Origin of the sequence: Streptomyces sp. NBC_01426, assembly GCF_036231985.1 — a bacterium.
GTDB lineage: Bacteria > Actinomycetota > Actinomycetes > Streptomycetales > Streptomycetaceae > Streptomyces.
In genome coordinates this window covers 346,489-367,251 of sequence record NZ_CP109502.1, presented here as the reverse complement: position 1 = coordinate 367,251, position 20,763 = coordinate 346,489, and the positions used below count along the sequence as shown (strand labels likewise).

The 20,763-nt window shown below is 67.6% G+C and carries 8 protein-coding genes and 11 pseudogenes; 8 read left to right on the top strand and 11 right to left on the bottom strand.

Going from position 1 to position 20,763, the window contains the following annotated elements:
- Positions 1-11: 11 nt before the first annotated feature.
- A complete protein-coding gene (locus OG906_RS40190) occupies positions 12-1,238 on the top strand; it encodes an IS110 family transposase (protein ID WP_329449241.1) in 1,227 nt (408 codons plus the stop codon).
- A 381-nt stretch (positions 1,239-1,619) separates the two neighbouring features.
- On the opposite strand, the gene OG906_RS40185 is transcribed toward OG906_RS40190, so the two are convergent.
- The gene (locus tag OG906_RS40185; RefSeq protein ID WP_329449164.1) at positions 1,620-2,375 is read right to left on the bottom strand and encodes a transposase family protein; all 756 of its coding nucleotides are present in this window, start codon (positions 2,373-2,375) and stop codon (positions 1,620-1,622) included.
- 275 nt (positions 2,376-2,650) lie between these two features.
- Between OG906_RS40185 and OG906_RS43815 the strand changes: the two are divergent.
- Positions 2,651-2,911, top strand: a pseudogene (locus tag OG906_RS43815) (IS110 family transposase); the annotation flags it as partial.
- 108 nt (positions 2,912-3,019) lie between these two features.
- On the opposite strand, the pseudogene OG906_RS40180 reads toward OG906_RS43815, so the two are convergent.
- Positions 3,020-4,112: pseudogene (locus OG906_RS40180) on the bottom strand (IS110 family transposase).
- Between the two features lie 307 nt (positions 4,113-4,419).
- Here OG906_RS40180 and OG906_RS40175 point away from each other — a divergent pair.
- Positions 4,420-5,625, top strand: a pseudogene (locus OG906_RS40175) (IS701 family transposase).
- A 175-nt stretch (positions 5,626-5,800) separates the two neighbouring features.
- Here OG906_RS40175 and OG906_RS43810 read toward each other — a convergent pair.
- Positions 5,801-6,157: pseudogene (locus OG906_RS43810) on the bottom strand (transposase); the annotation flags it as partial.
- Between the two features lie 300 nt (positions 6,158-6,457).
- Between OG906_RS43810 and OG906_RS40165 the strand changes: the two are divergent.
- Positions 6,458-7,700: pseudogene (locus OG906_RS40165) on the top strand (IS256 family transposase).
- Between the two features lie 68 nt (positions 7,701-7,768).
- Here the strand turns inward: OG906_RS40165 and OG906_RS40160 are convergent.
- The 3 genes and pseudogenes from OG906_RS40160 to OG906_RS40150 all read right to left on the bottom strand — a co-directional run bounded on the left by OG906_RS40160 (position 7,769) and on the right by OG906_RS40150 (position 10,342).
- A pseudogene (locus OG906_RS40160) lies at positions 7,769-8,816 on the bottom strand (type III polyketide synthase).
- A 253-nt stretch (positions 8,817-9,069) separates the two neighbouring features.
- A complete protein-coding gene (locus OG906_RS40155) occupies positions 9,070-9,369 on the bottom strand; it encodes a hypothetical protein (RefSeq protein ID WP_329449162.1) in 300 nt (99 codons plus the stop codon).
- 38 nt (positions 9,370-9,407) lie between these two features.
- Positions 9,408-10,342, bottom strand: a pseudogene (locus OG906_RS40150) (aldo/keto reductase).
- Positions 10,343-10,747: 405 nt separating this feature from the next.
- On the opposite strand from OG906_RS40150, the pseudogene OG906_RS40145 reads away from it, so the two are divergent.
- A pseudogene (locus OG906_RS40145) lies at positions 10,748-12,064 on the top strand (IS256 family transposase).
- A 35-nt stretch (positions 12,065-12,099) separates the two neighbouring features.
- On the opposite strand, the gene OG906_RS43805 reads toward OG906_RS40145, so the two are convergent.
- Positions 12,100-12,708, bottom strand: a complete 609-nt coding sequence (locus OG906_RS43805; protein WP_443067508.1) for a cytochrome P450 — start codon at positions 12,706-12,708, stop codon at positions 12,100-12,102.
- Between the two features lie 983 nt (positions 12,709-13,691).
- Here OG906_RS43805 and OG906_RS40140 point away from each other — a divergent pair.
- The 3 genes from OG906_RS40140 to OG906_RS40130 all read left to right on the top strand — a co-directional run bounded on the left by OG906_RS40140 (position 13,692) and on the right by OG906_RS40130 (position 16,775).
- A protein-coding gene (locus tag OG906_RS40140; protein ID WP_443067507.1) for an IS3 family transposase occupies positions 13,692-14,893 on the top strand; the annotation gives its coding sequence in 2 pieces (ribosomal slippage) (positions 13,692-13,977 and positions 13,977-14,893; 1,203 coding nt in all).
- Positions 14,894-15,684: 791 nt separating this feature from the next.
- A complete protein-coding gene (locus OG906_RS40135) occupies positions 15,685-16,293 on the top strand; it encodes a papain-like cysteine protease family protein (protein ID WP_329449160.1) in 609 nt (202 codons plus the stop codon).
- Positions 16,290-16,775: a hypothetical protein gene (locus OG906_RS40130; RefSeq protein ID WP_329449159.1), complete on the top strand. Its 486-nt coding sequence runs from the start codon at positions 16,290-16,292 to the stop codon at positions 16,773-16,775. Before OG906_RS40135 ends, OG906_RS40130 begins: the two co-directional genes overlap by 4 nt.
- 729 nt (positions 16,776-17,504) lie before the next feature.
- On the opposite strand, the pseudogene OG906_RS40125 reads toward OG906_RS40130, so the two are convergent.
- From OG906_RS40125 to OG906_RS43800, 4 genes and pseudogenes are all read right to left on the bottom strand, one after another.
- Positions 17,505-18,664, bottom strand: a pseudogene (locus tag OG906_RS40125) (low temperature requirement protein A).
- Positions 18,665-18,861: 197 nt separating this feature from the next.
- Positions 18,862-20,061 (bottom strand): annotated as a pseudogene (locus OG906_RS40120) (aldehyde dehydrogenase family protein).
- 82 nt (positions 20,062-20,143) lie between these two features.
- A pseudogene (locus OG906_RS40115) lies at positions 20,144-20,368 on the bottom strand (aldehyde dehydrogenase family protein); the annotation flags it as partial.
- A 125-nt stretch (positions 20,369-20,493) separates the two neighbouring features.
- Positions 20,494-20,733, bottom strand: a complete 240-nt coding sequence (locus OG906_RS43800; RefSeq protein WP_443067506.1) for a zinc-binding dehydrogenase — start codon at positions 20,731-20,733, stop codon at positions 20,494-20,496.
- Positions 20,734-20,763 lie beyond the last annotated feature (30 nt).

The window sequence follows — 20,763 nt, the reverse complement described above, 5'->3', positions numbered from 1 at the left end:
GGGAGAGCGCGTTGCTGCTGATCGGCGATGACTGGGCTGAGGATCACCATGACGTCGAGGTCCAGGACGAGACGGGCCGGAAGCTGGTTGTCGCCAAGCTCCCCGAGGGCGTGGACGGCGTCGCCAAGCTCCACGAGCTCGTCGCGAAGCACGGCGGTGAGGATCTCGAATCCAGCTCCGTCATCGTCGGGATCGAGACCGACCGCGGGCCATGGGTCCAGGCCCTGATAGCCGCCGGCTACCAGGTCTACGCGATCAACCCCCGACAGGTCGCCCGTTTCAAGGAGCGGTACGGCACATCGGGCGCCAAGAGCGACAAGGGCGACGCACACGCCTTGGCGGACATGGTCCGCATCGACCGTGACCAGCTGCGGCCCATCGCCGGAGACAGCGAGCAGGCCCAGGCCATCAAGGTCGTTGCCCGCGCCCACCAGACTCTCATCTGGGAACGCACTCGCATCTTCCAGCGGTTGCGTAACGCACTGCGCGAGTACTTCCCTGCCGCCCTGAATGCCTACGCCGACCTCACTCTGCTCGGCGCGGACGCACTGGAACTGCTCGTCAAGGCGCCCACGCCGCAAGCCGCAGCGAAGCTGACTCGCTCCCAGATCACAGCTGCTCTGGCCCGCGCCCGCCGGCGCAACCGGACGGCGAAGGCAGCCGACATCCAGACGGCGCTGCGTACGCAGCACCTTGGGCTGGCTGAGCCGGTGACCGCCGCCTACTCGGCCACTGTGACGGCTCACGCCCGGCTGTTGATCAGCCTGAACGAGGAGATAGCCACCCTGGAAGCGCAGGTGAAAGCCCATTTCCATGCGCACCCGGACGCTGAGATCTACCTCTCCATGCCCGGCATGGGAGAGGTCAGCGGTGCCCGGGTGCTCGCCGAATTCGGAGACGACCCCACCCGCTATGCGTCCGCCAAGGCGCGGAAGAACTATGCCGGCACCAGCCCGATCACCCGGGCCTCGGGCAAGAGCCACACGGTCCAGGCCCGCTTCGTGCGCAACAACCGACTCGCCGACGCGTTGCAGGCCCAGGCGTTCTCCGCACTGAACAGATCTCCCGGCGGCCGGGCCTACTACGACAAACAGCGCGCCCGTGATGTCGGCTACAACGGGGCCCTCCGACAGCTCGGCAACCGGCTCGTCGGAATCCTCCACGGATGCCTCAAGACTCGAACACTCTACGACGAGGCGACCGCCTGGTCGCACTACGCATACCTCCATGCCGCTTGATCTGAAACGACATGGGGTGTCTGATCCGGGTGATGCCGGGGAGGGCGGGAGCGGCCCTGACAAAGCCGGGACGTGCCAGTACTGCCAGATGGTGCGGGTCCGGCGAGCGGGACGAGGAGGAGTACGCGAGGAACCGGCGTCTTTACGTCTCTTAACGATGACACCGGCTCGAAACCTGGTGGATCTGGGCCGGAAGCGGTGCGCACTCGCCGCCCGAGGGCGGCGGGGAACTCCTTGGCCGGTATTTCGAAGCCGTCCGGGAGGCCATGAGGGAGGACTACGGCGTACTCGTGGCGATGCCGCAGGGATATAGTCGGGCTCCTACTTCGACGAGCGAATCACAGTGAACACGGGAACCACCGGAGCCCTATTCACGGGGTTCTACCAGCCTTTCTTGTAGAAGGTGAGGGCGGTGATGGTCCTGGTGATGAGGGGGAAGGCTTGGAGGGGGCCGCGGTAGCGGGTGGCGAGGATCTTCCAGTCCTTCAGGTGCGCGATCGCCCGCTCGACGGCTGTGCGGAGCGTGCCGATGCTCTGGTTGAGCACCTTGTCGCCGGTGGGCCGTTCCCGGCCGGGTGGCTTCCGCCGCGCGGTGAGCATGCCGGAGCCGACGTAGCCCAGGTCGCCGATGTCCTCCCGGTCGGCGAACGCGTCGGGGAAGTGGGACTGCCGCCATGCGTACATGTCGTGCCGTGAACCCGGCACGGGCGCCGAGACCGCGAGAAGGTCCCCGGCAAGCGTGGCCGCGACCTGAAGGTTGAAGCCGGTGTCACGGTGCTTGCCGGAGAACATCGAAGTGCCCTCGCCGGCCCAGTGCCAGGTGGTCACCAGGGTGCCGTCGATCAGGACGACCCGGCCGGCCGACACCTCCGCCGGATCCGGGACGTGTTCGGCCAGGACCTTCTCCACCACCGGCAGCAGCGCCGTCCACCGCCTGGAGACAGTGGCCTGGGAGACCCCGAACAACTCCGCGGCCGCCTCCTGGACGGTGTTCTGCCGCAACATGAACAGGACGAGCACCACCGACTTGTACAGCCCCAGTGCCCACATCCGCCCCGGCACCACCGTCCGGTCCACATCCTCCACCAACGCCCGATGGACCCGCTCCACCAGCCCGCCCAGCTGATCCCCGTCCAACCCTGTCGTAACGTCCCACCTCAACCGCCCCGCCCCGGTAGTGATCTGATGTCGTCGCAAACATCAGGCTACCGAGCGGAGCCTCTTCAAGATCAAGGAAATCGAGCCACGAACCCCCGTGAATAAGCCTCAAGATTTTCCATCGGGATTACGGGGCGTCGAGAACTCCATGATCTTGGAAGTCCGTGCCTGCTTCACGTCCGAACTGGCCCACCCGCCGCAGACCATGACCAATCGGACGATCCGTCACTTTGCCGAAGCCCTGGTCCGCGGGAGTGGGCCTGGGCAGGCGGTTCCTGCTCGCATGTGTACGGACGCCGAGCACGAAACGGGCTGGCAGCTGGTCCTTGGAGACCGAACGATTCGGTACTACGACTGCTGAAGTCCGGCGCTTGCTGGCCTGGCTGCTGGAGCGGCAGGTCGAGGTGGTGATGGAGGCGACCTCGGACTACTGGCGTTCGGTCTACTACCTGTTGCAACCGCATTTGAATCTGATGCTGGTCAATCCAGCTCATCTTAAAGGGATTCGGGGCCGCAAGACCGATCCCAGTACTACAGGAGTGCTTCCGTGTCTGTTGGTGGGGGGGGTGTCTCTATGTCTTTCGTCAAGGACGTGGTGCCTGGTATGCGGGTGTTTGGGATGGTTATGCGGCGAGGGTGATGGTGGGGGTGCGGGATTCGTAGAAGGTGCCGTCGCGGAGCATGGCGAAGAGGACGCTGATGCGTTGACGGGCGAGTCTCAGGAGGGCTTGTGTGTGGGTTTTGCCGCGGGCTCGTTGCCGGTCGTAGTAGGCGCGTGGGTGGGGGTCGGCGTTCATGCAGGCGAAGGCGGAGAGGAACATTGCGCGTTTGAGTTGGCGGTTTCCGCCGCGGGGTGCGTGTTCGCCGTGGATCGAGGTCCCCGAGGATCTGGTCGTGGGGGCGAGACCGGCGTAGGAGGCGAGGTGGGCGGCACTTGGAAAGCCGGTGCCGTCGCCGACGGTGACCAGCAGGACGGCGGCGGTCCTGACTCCGACTCCCGGCATCGAGGTCAGGACCGAGTGAAGAGGGTGAGCCTCCAGCAGGCTGCCGATCTGCGCTTCCAGGGCTCGGCGCTGGTCATGGACCGCGGCGAGTGAAGCGGCCAGGGACGGGATCACGATGTCGAGGGTGCCGGTTCCGGGAACGATGACGGTCTGCTCGTCGAGAGCGTCGAAGACCTCGTCGATCAGCCGCTGTGCCATGCGCGGGGCTTTGGGCCGGATCAGTTCAACGAGTCGGCGGCGGCCGGCTTTCCGCAGAGCGGCCGGGGATCCGTGGCGTTCGAGGAGCCAAGCCGGTCAGCACCGTGAGCTCGGCGGTGATCTCGTCGGTCAGTTCCAGCGAACGCAGGATGTGCGGCATGGTCCGGGCCGCGTCCGCGATCACCGCGGCGTCCTTGGAATCGGTTTTCGCCTCGCCCGGGTAGAGGTCGGCGATCCGCCGCATCGCGAGTCCGGGCAGGTAGGCGACCTCGCAGCCCGCGTCACGGGCGACGGTCAGCGGCAGGGCACCGATCGAGGCGGGCTGGTCCACGATCACCAGGACGGTGCCGAACTTGGCCTTGAGCTTGTCGAAGACGGCCCGCAGCTTCGGTTCGCTGTTGGGCATCGGCTTGTCGAAGACCTTCTTCCCGGCCGGGGTGAGCCCGTGGCCGTGATGGGCCGTCTTGCCGACGTCCATCCCGAGGAAAACGCCTATGCCTTCGGTCTCTAACATCGCACCCTTCCGCAAGTGTTGACCGTGCCGGCCTCGGCGATGGCACCGTGCTCGCGCATCCACGTTATGCAGACCTGCCGCCCGCGAACTGCCCGGCATTGCGCCGGACCGGACGGTGGCCGGGTCTCTCATCAGCGTCTCCGACGGCACCCCACGGACCCGGCGACACCACCCCCCAGGTCATGCCTTCGACAGAGGGGACACAGTCATACCGGGCCCGGAGGCCAGCGGCCCCATTGCAGGACCGCGAAAAACATAACGGGGGAGTCGTTGTTCTGTCTGTGGAGACGTTGCGTGATGTGGAGCGGTGGGCGGAGTGGTTCGAGGATTTCTTCGGCACGCTCGGGGGTTTGTTCGGCCGGAAGGACCTGCGCGGGAACGCGTGTGTGCGTATGTGAAGGCGTTGCTGGGGCCGGTGGAGCGGGAGAATTCCTGGCAGATCGCCGTGCATGCGGGGTATGTGACGCCGGACCGGGTGAAGGACCTGCTGCGGCGGACGAGGTGGAGCTGGAGCGGGTTGCGGGACGGGGTGCGTGCCTTCGTGGTGGAACACCTCGGTGATCCGGGGGCGGTGCTGGTCCTGGACGAGACCGCGTTCCTGAAGAAGGGGACGAAGTCGGCGGGTGTCGCGAGGCAGTACGCGGGGATCACCGGGCAGGTGGAGAACTGCCAGGTCGCGGTGTTCGCCGTGTATGTCACCTCGGCCGGGCGGGCGTTGATCGACTTCGCGCTCTACCTGGGCAAGACGTGGGCCGGGGATGCGGAGCGGTGCCGGGAGGCCGGAGTGCCGGCCGATCGGGCGTAGGCCGTGGTCACCAAGGCAGAACTGGGCCGGCGTCTGGTGGAGCGCACCCGCTGCGCGGGAGTGCCGTTCGCGTGGGTGGCCGCCGACAGCCTCTACGGGCGGGACCGCGGCCTGCGGTCGGCCCTCGAGCGCCGCGGCAAGGGCTATGTGATGGCGGTGCCCTGTGATGAGACCGTCCTCACGACGGGGACCGGGCTGGTGCGGGTCGATGCCCTGGCCGTGAGCGTACCGCTGGTGTTCGAGCGGCGTTCGTGCGGAAGCGGGTCGAGGGGCGAGCGGTACTACGACTGGGCGCTGGCCGAGGTGGCGTGGCCGTCGGATGCCGGGCCGGCCCGTAAGGGGTGGCAGCACCTGCTGCGGGTGCGGCGTTCGATCGTCGACCCGTCCGACCTCGCCTTCTTCGCCGTCCACGCCCGCGAGAGCACCACCTTGTCCACGCTCGTGAACGTCGCCGGGATGCGCTGGGGCGTGGAGGACTGCTTCGAGACCGCCAAGTCCGACTGCGGCCTGGACCAGTACGAGGTCCGCCACTGGGAGCCCTGGCACCGCCACATCGCCCTGGCCATGGCCGCGTTCGCTTTCCTCTCGGTCACCGCCACCCGCACCGCCCGGCTCAAGCAGGCCGACGAACCCTCCACTACGGACATGTCCGACCAACCCGCCATAACCTGGCCACCGCTGAACCTCCCCGTCCTGCCCTCCGGCTGATCGACTACACCGCCGAGGAGATCCGCCGACTCCTGCACCAGACCCTCTGGCACGTCCAGCACGACCCCCTCCTCATCGCCGCCCAATCCCTATGGCGCCGAACCCACCAGACCATCGCAAAACGGCTCCACCACGCGAGACGCAGACAACGAGCCCCCGAACCACTCCTGTAGTACAGGGCGCCCGTTCGGTGGGCGTATTTCGGCAACAGTCCAGGGCGGAACGTGCCGAGGCGGTCACGTGGGACATTCACGATCACGGGCCCGACCTCGGTCATCACCTTCTTCACCCGGTAGCCATTACGCGTGCTACCACCCGAACGCGATCCCCGACCGCCTGCGATGAGCGATTCGTCGGCGAGATGCAGTTCCATCTCCGCCTCGAGAGCGGCTTGCATAAGATGCTGAGCGAGCTCGGGGAGAATTCCTCCTTCGCCCATCAGCCGGAGACCGCCGGAAGCGGTCTTCTCCGCCGCGAGCGCGGCCAGTTCTTCCAGCAACTCGAGCGACAGACCATTCAGGGACGTGGGCATCGACTTCACACCAGCACCCTCAGTGGCCTGATCGGCCTTGCCAAGCGACACGCCGCCGACCATCCCGATCGTGTGACCCATCGACGTTCCCATCAGGTGAACTCCTTCGAGAGGAACCCACCTATTCGCGCACCTCCCGTCCACGCGCCGTGCTTCTGCGCGTGTTTCGCGAAGCGTGTCTGAAAGATCGTGTAAGTCCGTGATGTGGAAGCCTTGGCCCGGGGCTCGGCCCGCACTCGGGCCTGTGGGCCAGGCGGATCGGACGAGTCATGGCGAGACAAAAACGAAGCGGCCGCATCCGTGGCCGGCGACAAGACGGTCGACGAGGTGGTCGAGCGGCTGCTCGACAAAGCTGACGCCTCCGGGGCGGCCCTTCTCGGTGAGGGCGGGCTCCTGACCGAGATCACCAGGGCCGTTCTGGAGCGGGCTCTGGAAAGCCGAGATGAGCGAACACCTCGGCTACGAACGCGGAGATCTTGGAGGTCACGGGTCGGGGAACTCCCGCAACGGAACCTCGCCGAAGACGGTCCTGACCGATGCCGGCGCCGTCACGCTGGCGATTCCGCGCGACCGAAACGGCGACTTCGAACCGAGGCTGGTCCCGAAGAACGCCCGCCGCCTCGCCGGGTTCAACGACCGGATCCTCTCGCTCTACGCCCGCGGGTTGAGCGTGCGCGACATCCGCTCCCACCTCGCCCAGATCTATGGCGTCGAGGTCAGCCCGGACCTGATCAGCAAGGTCACCGACGCCGTGATCGACGAACTCGTGACCTGGCAGAACCGGCCCCTGGACGCGGTCTGGCCGATCATCTACATCGACGCGCTGCGGGTGAAAATCCGCTCTGGTGCGGTGACCTCGAAGCCGGTCTATCTGGCCGTGGGCGTCGACATGGACGGCCGCAAAGACGTCCTCGGTCTGTGGGTCGGCTCCGAGGGCGAGGGAGCCACCACCTGGATGGCGGTCCTCTCCGAGCTGCGAAATCGGGGTATTGAGGACGTCTGCATCGTGGTCTGTGACGGGTTGAAGGGCCTGCCCGACGCGGTCACCGCGACCTGGCCGAAGGCCACCGTCCAGACCTGCGTGATCCACCTGACGAGAGCCTCGCTCAGGCTCTCCTCGTCGCGGGACCACCCGAAGCTGGTCCCGGCCCTGAAGGCCGTCTACACAGCCCCGACCGAGGCGGCGGCCGAGCAGGCCATCGATGCTTTCGAGGCCTCTGAGCTGGGTGAACGCTATCCGGCGATCGTGCGGACCTGGCGGTCGGCCTGGCCGGAGTTCACGCCCTACCTGGCATTCCCGCCGGCCATAAGGACCGTGGTCTACTCCACGAACATGGTCGAATCCATGAACGCGCGGCTCCGCAAGGCCACCCGGAACCGTGGTCATTTCCCCTCGGAGCAGGCCGCGTTGAAGGTCCTCTACCTCGCGGTCCGCGAGCAGATCAACCCGACAGCGCGCGACGCGAACCACGTCGCCGCACACTGGAAAGAGGCACTGAACCAGTTCTCACTCTTCTTCGAGGACCGGCTCAGCATCCAATGACACCAGGCGACTTACACAAGATCGCTGACACGCCCTGTTTCATCGAATGGCGCTGCCTTGTGTGGGAGTCAGCCGTTTGTCCAGGTGCCGAGGGCGATCTCCGCGGTGATGCCGGGGCCGAATCCGGCGAGCAAGCCGTGTGCGCCCTCGGGGATGAGTCCGGTTTCGGCTGTGCGGCGCAGGGTGTCCAGGACGACGGCGGAGGCGATGTTGCCGTAGTCGGTGAGTGTGTCTCGGCTGCGTTCGAATATGGCGGGTTTGACGTTCAGGTGGCGGGAGAGATCATCCAGGATGCGTGGGCCGCCGGCGTGGATGACGTAGAAGTCGAGTTCGGTGGCGTCCCACCCGTGCTCCGCGCTCACCTGTACGAGGGCGGGGGCGAGGTCCTGCATGGTGTGGGGTACGCGCCGGTCGAGTAGGAAGTGGAAGCCCGTCGGTTTGAGTGCGTAGGAGATCCATTCCTCGGTGTCGGGAATGAGTCTGGGTCGCGTTGGATTCCAGGCGCATGCCTCGGCCGTGTCCGTCGCCGCGTACCACCGCGGCCGCCACGGCGTCCCCGAAGAGTCCGTTCGACAGGAGGTTGCCGACGGTGAGATCATCTGGCTGATAGCACAGCGAGCAGAACTCGCAGGCGACGATCAGGGCGTTGGCGCCGGGGTGGGCCAGGCAGAAGTCGTGGGCCCGGTTGATGGCCGATGCGCCGCCCGCGCAGCCCATCTGGGCGATGGGCATTTGCCGCGTGTCGGTCCGGAACCCCATCGTGTTGATCATCCAGGCGGTCAGCGCGGGCATGGTGAAGCCGGTACAGGAGACGAAGATGATGGCGTCGATCTCCCGCGCGCAGACGCCCGCGTTGGCCAGGGCTGCGGTCACTGCTGGGGGGACCCTGCGTTTGGCCTCGCGAACGTAGACGAGGTTGCGTTCCTCGAGGCCTGGGTGGTCGAGGGTCGCTTCGATGGTCTGTACGAGGTGGCGCTTGCGCACGCCGGTGTTCTTGATGAGGCGGAGCGCGAGCTGGATGTCTTCGTGGCCATGGTGGAGCCTGGCGGCCAGATCCAGGGACTCCTCGATGGTGATGACATGCTCGGGCACTTCGACGGCGGGTACGCACAGCACAGGCCGGGTGTGCGGGGCCTCAGCGGCGTGGACGGGTTGAGTGCCGGGTCGGGAGTGGTGCGACGGTGCGAGCTGGCCGTTGGTCGTCATGGGGTGCTCACATTCGTACGAGAGATCACAGGGGCCGGGACTCATCCCAGGGAAACACCCTGTCGGCAGCCCGACCGGGACTGGACGGAGGTATGTGCCAGCCCGGATGCCAGCTGGCGGTGCAGGATGGACGGGTCGTAGGCGTTTTGCCAGTGCTCGACGATCAGGCTGTCGCGGAAGCGCCACAGCCCGCAGAAGGGAAGGCGATTGCCTCGTCGCCAACGTCGGCGTGGAAGGTGCCGGTCACGGCCGCGAAGAAGTCGTTCGCGGCGATCGCGTCGATGGAGGCCCTCAGGGTGCCATCGGTCAAACGGCACAGGGCCTGCTCGCTGTCGATGACGGCTTGTTTGCCGTGGACCCGGGCGGGCAGGTCGAGGCCGAGGTCACGGTGGGCGAGGTGATAGACGACGTCGTCCGCGGTGTAGTCGCCGATGCGGGTGAGGTCCTCGTACAGGGTCCGCAAGAGGCTATCGTGCGGGTGCGCCCCCGCCGCCGGAGCGGTCACCCCCTGTCCTTGACCGGGCGCCGCTCCGCCAGGGTGCCGCCCGCCACAGCGGCGTCGATCAGCCGCAGGTCGTCCTTGGTGAGGCTGATCCGCGCGGCCTTCATGTTCTCCTCAAGGTGGGCGATGGAGGTCGTCCCCGGGATCAGAAGCGTGGCTGGAGAACGCCATAGCAGCCAGGCAAGGGCAAGTTGGGAGACGCTTGCGCCGCATTGCGCGGCGACACCGGCCAGCGGACTGCCGGGACCGACGAGCTGTCCGTGCCCCAGGGGAAACCACGGGATGAACGCCATGCCGTTGCGCTCCGCGTAGTCCAGGGCTGCGTCGCCGGTACGGTCGGCGACGTTGTAGAGGTTTTCGACTGCGACGATGTCCGCGAACTCGCCTGCCTGGCTAAGCTCTTCGCGGGTCACCTCCGGCTGGCCGGAAATCCCGATGTGATGGATCTTTCCTCGGCCCGCATCTCGGTCAACGCCCCCAGTTGCTCGGCCAGTGGAACCAGCGGATCAATACTGTGGAGCTGATAAAGGCCGATCCGTTCAACTCCGAGGTTTCGCAAAGACATCTCCACCTGCTGGCGCAAATAGGCGGGTCTACCGAGAGGGGTAATGTACTCCTGCCCAGGGAGCGTCCAGTCCGAAGGACCCCGCCGGAGCAGACCGCCCTTGGTACAGATGACGAGCTGCTCAGGGTAGGGGTGGAGGGCTTCTCGGATGATGCGCTCGTTGTCGCCCGGGCCGTAGCAGTCGGCAGTGTCGATGAACTCGACACCGAGATCGACCGCACGCCGCAACACGGAGACCGCACGAGCGGGATCCGGATACGGACCCCACATTCCCGGCCCGGTCAAGTGCATCGCACCATAGCCGATGCGCCCGACGTCAAGATCCGAACCCAGCCGAATCCGATCGGGGGATGTGGTGAGCACGCTCATCGGTCGCCTCCCGAGGCAACAAGGACTACTACAGGCCGAATATGAGGCTGCCCTCGCGGCCCGGAACGCCGACAGCACTCAAAGGCTGGTCCCGGCCCAGGCAGAGCACCCGAATGTATTGCTCTCATGACGATGCATCAAAGGAAAGGCCGTTTCATCGCATCCCCGGCCCGCCATCCGGATTCCACCCGAACGGCCCATCGGACAAGCGGCACCCGTCGTAAGATCCCAACGGCATCACCTGCTCCCGGCCGCCAACGAGGCAATGCTCCAGGATTATCCAGTGGATCAGTCCGGGGTGGGGTGCCTCGTGGGAATCGCGGAGGAGCGCATACCTTCCCGGGTGATCGACTCAAGGTCACCGAATAGGCCCGCGCTACGAACGCGGGTCGGGAAGGCACGCCCGTGCTCAGCGTAGTCAACGAAGACGGCACCACCGAGAGTGGTACCTCTCTGATCGACGAGATCGTCCGGGAAGGTGCCCGGCGGATGCTCGCGGCAGCCTTGGAGGCGGAGGTTGAGCAGTACATAGCCGAACTCGCAGGCCAGTTGCTTGCGACGAGGCGGGCCGGCGCGGCACGGTGGATTTCGCAGCGGCGCGCCACCGGCCCAGGACGGTGACCACCGCGGCCGGGCCCGTGGAGGTGGCGAGCGCCGCGCGGTCAACGACCGGCGTGTGGATGCCGCAACGGGTGAGCGGGAACGGTTTGCTCACTCGAAGATCCTCAGCGCCGTGGTGCGCGGAAGTCCCCGAAGGTCAGCGAGGTCACTGCCGTTGCTCTACCTCCACGGCCTGTCCTCGGGCGACTTCGATGCCCGCGCTCGAGCAGATTCCCTGGGCAGTACCGCCGGTCTGTCGCCGGCCACCGTGACCCGGCTGATGAAGCAGTGGACGACTGAGCATGCCGCCTTCCAGGCTCGTGACCTGGCCGGGTCCGACTACGTCTACGTGTGGGCCGACGGCATCCACCCCAAGATCCGGCTCTCCCAGGCGCACTCGTGCCCTGCTGGTCCTGACTGGGCGTCCGCGTCGACGGAACCAAGGAGCTGATCGCGATCGCCGAGGGATTGTGCCGAGTCCACCGAGTCCTGGGCGGATCTGCTGCGGGGCTGCCCGCCGGCGCGCCGGCATGCGCGACCCGGTCCTCGTGGCCGGCGACAGGGCAAGGGGACTGTGGCGGGCCCTGGCCGAGGTGTTCCCACAGGCCAGGCACCGAGGTGCTGGGTTCCTACGGCCCATGTCGCCGAAAAAAAGAACGTGAAAGACATGCCGAAGTCCGCGCGCAGCCCGGCGCGAAAGAAGGCGCTCCCAGGAGATCTACAACGCCGAAGACCGCAACCACGCCGAGAAAGGCGGTCGCCGCGTTCGAGAGAGGCACTACGGCGGCGTGAAGTGGCCCGGAGGCCGCGGTGAAGATCACCGGCGAGGTGCAGAGCGAGGCTCCTGGCGTTCGACGACTTCCCCGCTTCGAGGCACTGGATCCACCTGGCGAGGCCCGCGGACCCCATCGAGTCGACCTTCAGCACGGTCAAGCTCCGGACCAAGGTCACCCGCGGCGCCGTGCAGCCACCGCCGCCCTCGCCATGGTCTTCAAACTCGTCGAGTCCGCCCAGCAGCGGTGGCGGGCGGTCACCGCACCCCACCTCGTCGCCCTCGTCCGAGCCGGCAACCGGTTCGAGAACGGACACCTCGTCGAACGAGACGAGACCCTCGCGGCATGAACCACCTCAACTGATCCACAACTCTTGACTATTGCTCAAACGGGGCAGGGGCCGCAGCGCGGTGGTGTCGGCCTTGCGTAGTTGCCAGCGGCTGCTGATCCGCGGCGAGGGCAAAGGACGGTCTCGGTCATGCCGTAGTGCTCGCCCAGGCGCCGGCGCCCGCCGCCGAAGGCCATGAACGCCTGGCGCTGGGCGGGGGTGACGCGTTCGAGCAGCCACCGGTCCGGGTCCAGAAGCTCCGGGGCGGGGACGACGCCGGGGTCCCGATGCAGGGCGTAGGGGAGATGATCGCATCTGCGTCCGCGGGAACGGTGAAACCGGCGAGCACGGTCTCCCTCCAGGAGCGGCACTGGCTGGGCATCCGGTCGGTGGCCACGGCCCGCAGCACCTCGGACGAGGACCTGACGGGTGCCGGACACGCGCTCGATGCTCGGCGAGGAAAGCGGGAGCCCGTCCGGCGAGCTCCCTGGTCCAACTCGGCCCGCGCCGGCCACTCCACGTCCGGGTGGTCGGCCAGGGCGTGCCGGGTTCCAGGCGAGCAGGGACGCCGTGGTCTCCACGCCCGCGGCCAGCGCGGACGAGGACCTGATCACGTACCTCGGTGCCGTCAAGCGGAGCGCGCCATCGCCGTCGCCGGTGGTCATCACCAAGGACAGCAAGTCGTCCCCTGGCGCCTCCGCCGGCCCGGTACTGCGCGATCACCTCACCCGCGGCCAGCTCCAGGCGGACCTGCGCGCCGGCGGAGCGCGAGCGGTTGGCCGGCAGTGGGGAAGGCGGTGCAACAGCGGCCGGGGCACCGGCGGCCTGGCGGAACATACCCTCCGGCGAGCACCGGCGGGCCCGAGGCCATCGTGTCCGCTGCGCCTGCTCCGGCCGGTCGGGGCAAGCGATCCAGGTCGAGCCACCACCTGCGCCGCCAGCCGCATACATGCCGCGCTTCCACATCCAGCAACTCGCCCTCACGCCACCCCGACCGGCCACCTGGCCGCCTGACGCGGCCTCCAGCCATCAGCGGGGCGTACATTGGGCCACCTGGTCACGATGGAACTGCCGCAGGCCGCATCACCGGATGCTGACGCCGGTGGTCGGCGTTGCTGCAGGCGATCACCGGCCACCGCCGGCCAGGACCCCGCGCCGTGTCCATGCGCGAGCCCGCCGCTTGCCGAACACCGACGACACCAGCGCCCGGTGGGCCGCCTCCGCCGCGTTGACCACATGCACCGCACGCCCGGCCGAGCTGCACCCTCACTACCGCCTCCCCACAGAGAGCCGAGAAAGGCGAGAGGATCACCCACCATTTGGGGCACGTGACTCAACCACGGCACACCGCCCTGAACCTGCTGAACCTGCTGAGCCCCCACCGCGCCAACTCCCCCGATACCTCTTCTGGCAGCACACCAGGCCGTCCGCCCAGCCCCGCGACGAGCCACCGAACGTTTCCTAACCCCTGCAGGCACACCCCTACCACGCCGCTCGCAAACGAGATGCCCACCAGTCAGCCGTTCATCCGTGCACGCGGGGGCGCACGACAGCACTCCCGGAGCGCACATTCACTCCATTCCACGCCTACGCCGTCGGGCGTGTCGATGTGACCAGCAGTACTTGTGGATCTGAGGATGGACATCTCGTGGTCATGAAGAACTATCCGCCGCAGTTCAAGGCGGATGCGGTCGCACTGTACGAGTCGCGGCCGGGAGCGACGATCCGGCAGATCGCCGCCGATCTGGGGATCAACCCGGAGACGTTGCGGAACTGGGTCAGGGCGGCCGGCGCGAGCCGACCGCGGGGGCACCGTTCCCAAGCCTCCGCGGAGCCGGCGACGCCGATCGAGGCGGAGAACGCCGCTCTGCGTCAGAAGATCCGCGAGCTCGAGGAGGAACGCGAGATCCTGCGGAAGGCGGCGAAGTATTTCGCCGGGGAGACGCGCTGGTGAACCGCTTCCAGTTCGTCGCCGACCACCAGCGCCGCCACGGCGTGAAGCGGCTGTGCCAGATTCTGGGGATCTCCCGTTCCAGCTTCTATTACTGGCGTTCGACGGCGGGTGACCGGGCCGCCCGGCGGGACGCCGATGCCCGACTCGCAGCTCGGATACGGGTCGTGCACCTCGATTCGGACGGTACTTACGGCGTTCCCAGGATCACCGCCGAGCTCCGCGACGAAGGCGAACGCGTCAATCACAAACGGGTCGCCCGTGTGATGCGGAGCATCGATCTGGCCGGAGTGCGGCTGCGGCGCAGGCACCGGACCACGACGCCGGACCCCGCCGCGGCGAAGGCACCGGACCTCCTCGGACGTGACTTCACCGCCGTCGAGGTGAACACCAAGTACGTCGGCGACATCACCTATCTGCCCATCGACGGCGGGAAGTTCTGCTACCTCGCGACCGTCATCGACCTCGCCTCACGCCGCCTCGCCGGCTGGGCCATCGCCGATCACATGCGAACCGAACTCGTCACCGACGCGCTCACCGCGGCGAAACGAACCCGTGGCAGCCTCGCCGGCGCGATCATGCACACCGACCACGGAGCCCAGTACACAAGCAGATCCTTCGCCGAAGTTTGCAGGTCAGCAGGGGTGAGACAGAGCATGGGCGCGATCGGGTCCAGCGCGGACAACGCGCTCGCCGAGTCCTTCAACGCCGCCTTCAAACGAGAGACGCTCCAAGGCCGCAAGAGCTGGCCCACCGAACGCGAGGCCCGCCTCGACGCCTTCCGATGGCTCAACCGATACAACACCCGCCGCCGGCACTCACACCTCGGACAACGCAGCCCCATCGCCTACGAAACCGCCACCACAACAACATCAACTACGCTGGCCAAAGCCGCATAACCCGTGTCCAGGATCCGGGGTCAAGGCCCCCCCCTCCGACCGGCAGAATCACCCCGCCCGACAACAGCAGCACAATAACCGCCAGCACGAACAGCATGCCGAGCACGATTCACCCCACCGAGCGAAGATCACCAACAGCATCCCGAATGTGAGACAGAGCCGTTGACCGTACAGACCCCCTCCGGGTCATGCGACACAAGACAAGCAAGGAACTGGTCCTCGTCGACCGACCTGCCCGCCCCGCTGATCACACACCAGCCAAACGGCAAGGCCAACATGCCAGGACCCCAATTTCACCCAAAGCCGTAAGCCTCCAGGACTTGTCCTACGGGTGAGTCCTGGCCAACACCCGTCGTACGCGCCGCGTCGGGCCCCCCTGCCATTGATGTTCTTCGAGTTGGGCTCGGAACAGAAGCAGCACGTCAACCTGACCTGCGCAGACGTTCCAGCAGCGTCACCCGATCGGTGGCCAACTCGAAGAAGCTCATTGAGGTGTCGGACCGTATGAAGATCGGCAAGTCCGGCACTCAGTGGGCGATGCTGCGAGGCCTCCGATCCTGGCGAGGAGGCATCCGTGCGCGGCCAGCGCGGGCTTCTCACCTGTCTGGACGGTAGGGGGTGCGCCCCTGAGGCGCGTAACGTCGTGCCACAGGGACTGGAACGCGTCATATGCCGAGGGAAGTTCCGTCAGGCATGCCCGGCTGCTCTGGGTCGGCGGTAGCGTCGCTTTCACTCAAGTCTCCCCACAACACCCAGGCCCGCGCGGCGGGTCCCCGCGGAAGGACGCCCCCATGCGGAAACACACCACCAGGCCGGGCGCTGCCCGCGCCCCACAGCGGCCCCACCGGCTCGGCTCTCTCCTGCTTGCCGCGCTCGTCGGCGCGGCCACCGTCGCCGCCACCGGCACGGCGCGGGCCGCCCCCGTACGCATCGACATCACCATGCGCAAACAGGAAAAGACCAACTGGTGCTGGGCCGCGGCTGCTTCGACCATCGCCAACCAACTGGGCAAGGAGCACACGCAGAACGCGTTCTGCAATGCCGCCTTCGATCGCCGGCAGGGCAGTGAGTGCCCCAACAACCAGGCCGACCTGGGCAACGTCCAGCGGGCCCTGCGTTGGGCCGGGATCGCACCGGGCCGGTACGTGACCGGCTGGCTGCGCTACAGCACCGTCAAGGCGGAAATCGACGCGGGCCGCCCGATCGAGACCCGGGTCCTGTGGACCTCCGGCGGCGGGCACATGCACGTCATCTACGGCTACGACGAGGCGAAGCAATGGGTCTACTGGGGCGACCCGTGGCCCTCCTACACCCGCTACAACTGGGGCTCGCACAACTACTATCTGGACAACAACGCCTTCCGGTGGACCCACTCACTCTATGAGATCGGGAAGGGATGACCATGACCGCACACGCTTCGGGGAACCATCACCTGCGGCTATCTGGGCTTCTGGCCGTTCCCACCGCCGCGACCGCCCTCGCCTGCCTGACGCTCGCCGCGCCCACCGCAGCAGCGGCGGAGGGCGCATCGCCGGTAGACCTGGCCCTGGCCGGCCGGGCAGCCGGTGCACAGACTTCGCTCCGAAAGGTCGAGGCGTTCCTCGCCGTCGACCAGCAGCGCCTCGCGTCCGGCGCTCGTCTCCCGGGCCCGGACGGCAGCGGGGCGGTGGATGGCGCCGCGGGGCCGACCCGGCTGGGTGCCACCCTAGCCGTATACGTCCTGAATCCCGATTTCGTGCGCGGCGTGCCCGGGGCGCCGCCCAACCGCCCCGAGGGTGCCGCGACCACGGTGACCGGGGCGAACGGCCGGACGGCGACCATCCGTACCGCCCCGACGGAGAGAGGCTGGCAGGTGGTTTCCAGCCACGCGTCGGTTCAGTGATCGAGCTGGACACCATCCCCTGGTACGCCGTCGTCGGCCCTGACGAGACCGTCGTTGCCCCCGTCGTTCCGTACCTTCGCGGCCTGACCCTGGATGACAACCGTCCGCCGACCGCGAAGAGCTACGCCTATGACCTGACACGGCGCCCAGCGCCGTCCTCCGGACCGTCGGCGCGATCCGCACATGTGCGGTTCTGCCGCTGTGGTTCCCGCGCCCATCCCGTCTCTGTACCGGACGCTCGGTGGCCGCGCGGCGCCGCACGGCCCGGGCGCTGTCACCGGCCAGAATCCCGGCCCGGCGCCCAAAGGGCAGCACCGGATTGGGCACCGTCCCCGGCTGAACAACCCTGGACAAGGTCGAGCAGCCGGGGGACGGGACTTCCCCGCGCCTGGCCAATCTGGCCACGGCCTCTTACCCGCAGGCCGACGACCCTGCACCGTGCGGAAGTTCACCGAGTCCGTCCCCTGACCGGACGGTGGGCCCCTGTGCCTGCCACCACACCGCGTGAATCCACCACCACCGACTTACTGATCGTTTCAGAATGAGTTCGGGGGCTGGGCAGGGCGGTCCAGGCGGCCGACCTACCAGACCAGACCGCGGTGGCTCAGGCGGACGCGACGCCGAGCACTGCGGTCATCGCGTATCCGCCGACAGCGACTGGCGCCGACAGGCAGGGTCGTCTACGAGTGGATCGGAGAGACGCGTGCAGATGGCAGTTGGCCTCCGTGGCTACTCGTCATCCTGCTCGACGCGCTGGCTGTGTGTGCCGGGCTGCATGTGGAAGTGGTCGGCTGTGGCGATGGCTGACAGGAGGAGGGCCATGGCGGCGGTTGTGGCCCAGCCGGCGAAGCTGGTGGCCCAGCCCAGGGGTACGGCGACGGCGGCTCCGATGAGGCGTTCGGTGGTGCGGCCGGTGCCGAGCAGGGCACGGTAGGCGGCGTGACCGAGGAGGAAGATCGCGGTACCGCAGCCGAGCCACCAGGAGTTGGTGTGGTGGTTGAAGTGGTGGACGGCGTCGGTAGTGCCGGCGGCGACGAGGACGATGCCGATGACCATGACGAGGTGGCCGAGGCCGAAGGGGTAGACGGCCAGGAGTTCGCGGCGGCGTTCGGGTGCGCCTTCCAGGGCGGTTGCGGCCCGGGTGTCGTCGCCCTCGAAGTAGATCCACCAGAGGCCGGCGGCGACGGCGATGCCTAGGACGACGCCGAGAGCCAGCGTGGGGCCTACCGCGGCTCCTTGGGCGCCGATGCCGATGGCGATGATGGATTCGCCGAGCACGAGGATGACGATGAGTCCGTGCCGTTCGACGAAGTGGTGCGGTTCGATGACGAAGCCCCGGATGCCCCCAAGCATGGGCGAGAGGACGAAGAGGAGCAGGACTGCGGCGGCCCAGCACAGCCAGGTGAGGGTCTGGGGAAGGTAGGGGCGATGAGGATGAGCACTCCGGCGCCGGCGTTGAAGGGCACGGTGCGGATGATGGCGGTTCTGGCGGATGCCCGGTCGGCGGTCAGGAATAGCAGGCAGTGGATGGCGACGGCGGCCAGGTAGGCGAGCGGGAAGGCCAGACCGTCGGTGTCGAAGGCGAAGGGCAGGTCGAGGCCCATGATGAAGAACGCCATCATGGCCAGTACCAGCAGGAGCCGGATGACGGTTGCGTCGGGGCGGACCGCGTTGGTGAGCCAGCTGAAGCCGAGGAACATCCACCACACCACGGTTAGGGCCAGCAGGGCGTGCAGGAGGCCCTCCCATCCGGGATGGGATTCGATGTGGTGGGTGACCTGGGTGATCACGAAGACGAAGACGAGGTCGAGGAACAGCTCGATCGTCGTCACCTGGCCGGTTGCCGCTCGGGTACGCAGCCTGAGTGGGCGAGATGTGCGCGGACTCATCAGTGGTGGTCTCTTGTCCTTGGGATCGCTGTCCGGCCCGGGCCGGACGGAGTATGCACAGCGGCGGGGGAAATCCGGCTCGCGTGATTGTGGCGCACACGCGGTGCTTTTACCTGGAGCATCGCCCACGCAAGAAGAGGGGGAAGGGATGCCAGCCCACGGCCTCACAGGGAGGAGGCGGCTCACCGGATGCGTGGTCAGGCGTGGACGCCGACGATGGACTTGGTCTCCAAGTACTCGCCGATGCCGAAGTCCGCCCACTCGCGGCCGTTGCCGGACTGCTTGTAGCCGCCCCAGGACGTGTTGAAGTCGAAGTCAGCGTCGTTGATCAAGACGTAGCCGGTGCGCATCCGTTCGGCGACAGCGAGAGCCTGCTGCGGGTCGCCGCTTGTGACGTATCCGCACAGGCCGTAGGGCGAGTCGTTGGCGATGGTGATGGCGTCTTCGATGCTCTCGTAGGCGATCACGGACATGACCGGGCCGAAGATCTCCTCGCGGGCGATGGTCATGTCGTTGGTGACGTCGGCGAAGACGGTGGGTCTGACGAAGTGCCCGTCCTTGAGAGTGTCGGGCAGGTCGGGCTTGCCGGGGCCGCCGGTGACGAGTCGGGCGCCTTCCTCGATGCCTTTGCGGATGTATCCCTGGACGGTGTCCCACTGGCCGGCGGAGACGACCGGGCCCATGGAGGTGCCCTGCGAGTGCGGGTCACCGACCTTAAGCGCCTCGACTGCCGGGGTGAGGGCGGCCAGGAATTCGTCCTGTCGTTCACGCGGAACCAGGGTGCGGGAGGCTGCGCCGCAGGTCTGTCCGCTGTTCAAGAGCGCGTACAGCACGGCGGTGTTCACGGCGGTGTCCAAGTCGGCGTCGGGGAGCACGATCTGTGGGGATTTGCCGCCGAGTTCGGTGACGACCCGTTTGGCCGTGGGCGCCGCGGCGGCGAGCACGCCCTAGGCGCGCAGGCCAGGGCGTGCGCGGGCAGCAGTGGTGAGCAGGTGTAGGCAGGACGGTGGCGGCGGCGGCAGGACCGCGACCGGTCCGGAACCGGTGAAGGAGATCATGTCGATCCGGCGCTGGTTCAGGGCATCTCCGATGACCGAGCCGCGGCCCAGGACGAGGTTGAACACGCCGGCGGGAACCCCGGCCGCTTCCAGGATCTCCGCCAGCACGACGGCCGAGTACGGGGTCAGCTGAGCCGGTTTGAGCACGACGGTGCAGCCGGCGGCGAGCGCGGAGGCGACCTTCCCGGCGGGCTGGAGGGCGGGATAGTTCCACGGAGTGATCAGCGCGCACACGCCGATCGGCTCGCGCCGCACCCACGTGCTTCCGCGCTTTTCGACGAGGTCCAGGTTCCGCAGGGCCCGTGCGGCGTTGTGGAACTGGCTCTGGCCGGAGGGCACGTGCAAGCTGCGGGAGAGGTCCAGGGGAGCCCAGCTCCTCGGTGACGGCCTGAGCCATGTCCTCGGCACGACGGGCGTATTCGGCGCCGATGGCTTCCAGGAGGTCCACTCGCTCGGCGGCAGTGGTGATGGAGAACGAGGCGAAAGCGTTCCTGGCGGCCGTGACCGCCCGGTCGACGTCGGTGGCACCGCCGAGGGCGGCCCGGCCGCTGGGCCGTCCGGTGGCGGGGTCGGTCAGCTCCAGGACGGCGGGCTCGGCCGGCGCCGTCCAGCTGCCGTCGATGTACAGGTTGTGAAACTCACGCATGGCAGCCTGCCTTGCTCCGTTTGAGGGAAGGGGGCGGGATGCCGGACGGCGGCGGGCCGCCGTCCGGCGAGTGGTCCGCGACGTGAGGAACATCGGACCACCTGGGTTGCTGGTGGCGCTGCCGGTCAGCTCTGCGCGGGGGTGAACACGCCGCGGAAGCGCATCTTCCCGGAGGCCAGGCGGTCGTAGGCCTCGGTGGCCCGGTCGAGCGGGAAGGTCTCGGTGATCGGCTTGACCTTGCCCTTCGCGGCGAGGTCGAGGACCTCGCTGAGGTAGTGCTGGCCACCGTGGGTGGAGCCGATGACCGGCCTCGGGGAACATCGGTACAGCGGATATCGGTGAGAACGATCATGCGCCTCTAGCACAGTGATCCACTTCGCTGCTGGGGTTCGGTG

Coding starts and splice junctions, on each gene's coding strand:
- OG906_RS43805 (WP_443067508.1), bottom strand. CDS start 12,708: ATGACCACCGGCGACGGCGATGGCGCGCTCCGCTTGACGGCACCGAGG.
- OG906_RS40135 (WP_329449160.1), top strand. CDS start 15,685: ATGCGGAAACACACCACCAGGCCGGGCGCTGCCCGCGCCCCACAGCGG.
- OG906_RS40130 (WP_329449159.1), top strand. CDS start 16,290: ATGACCATGACCGCACACGCTTCGGGGAACCATCACCTGCGGCTATCT.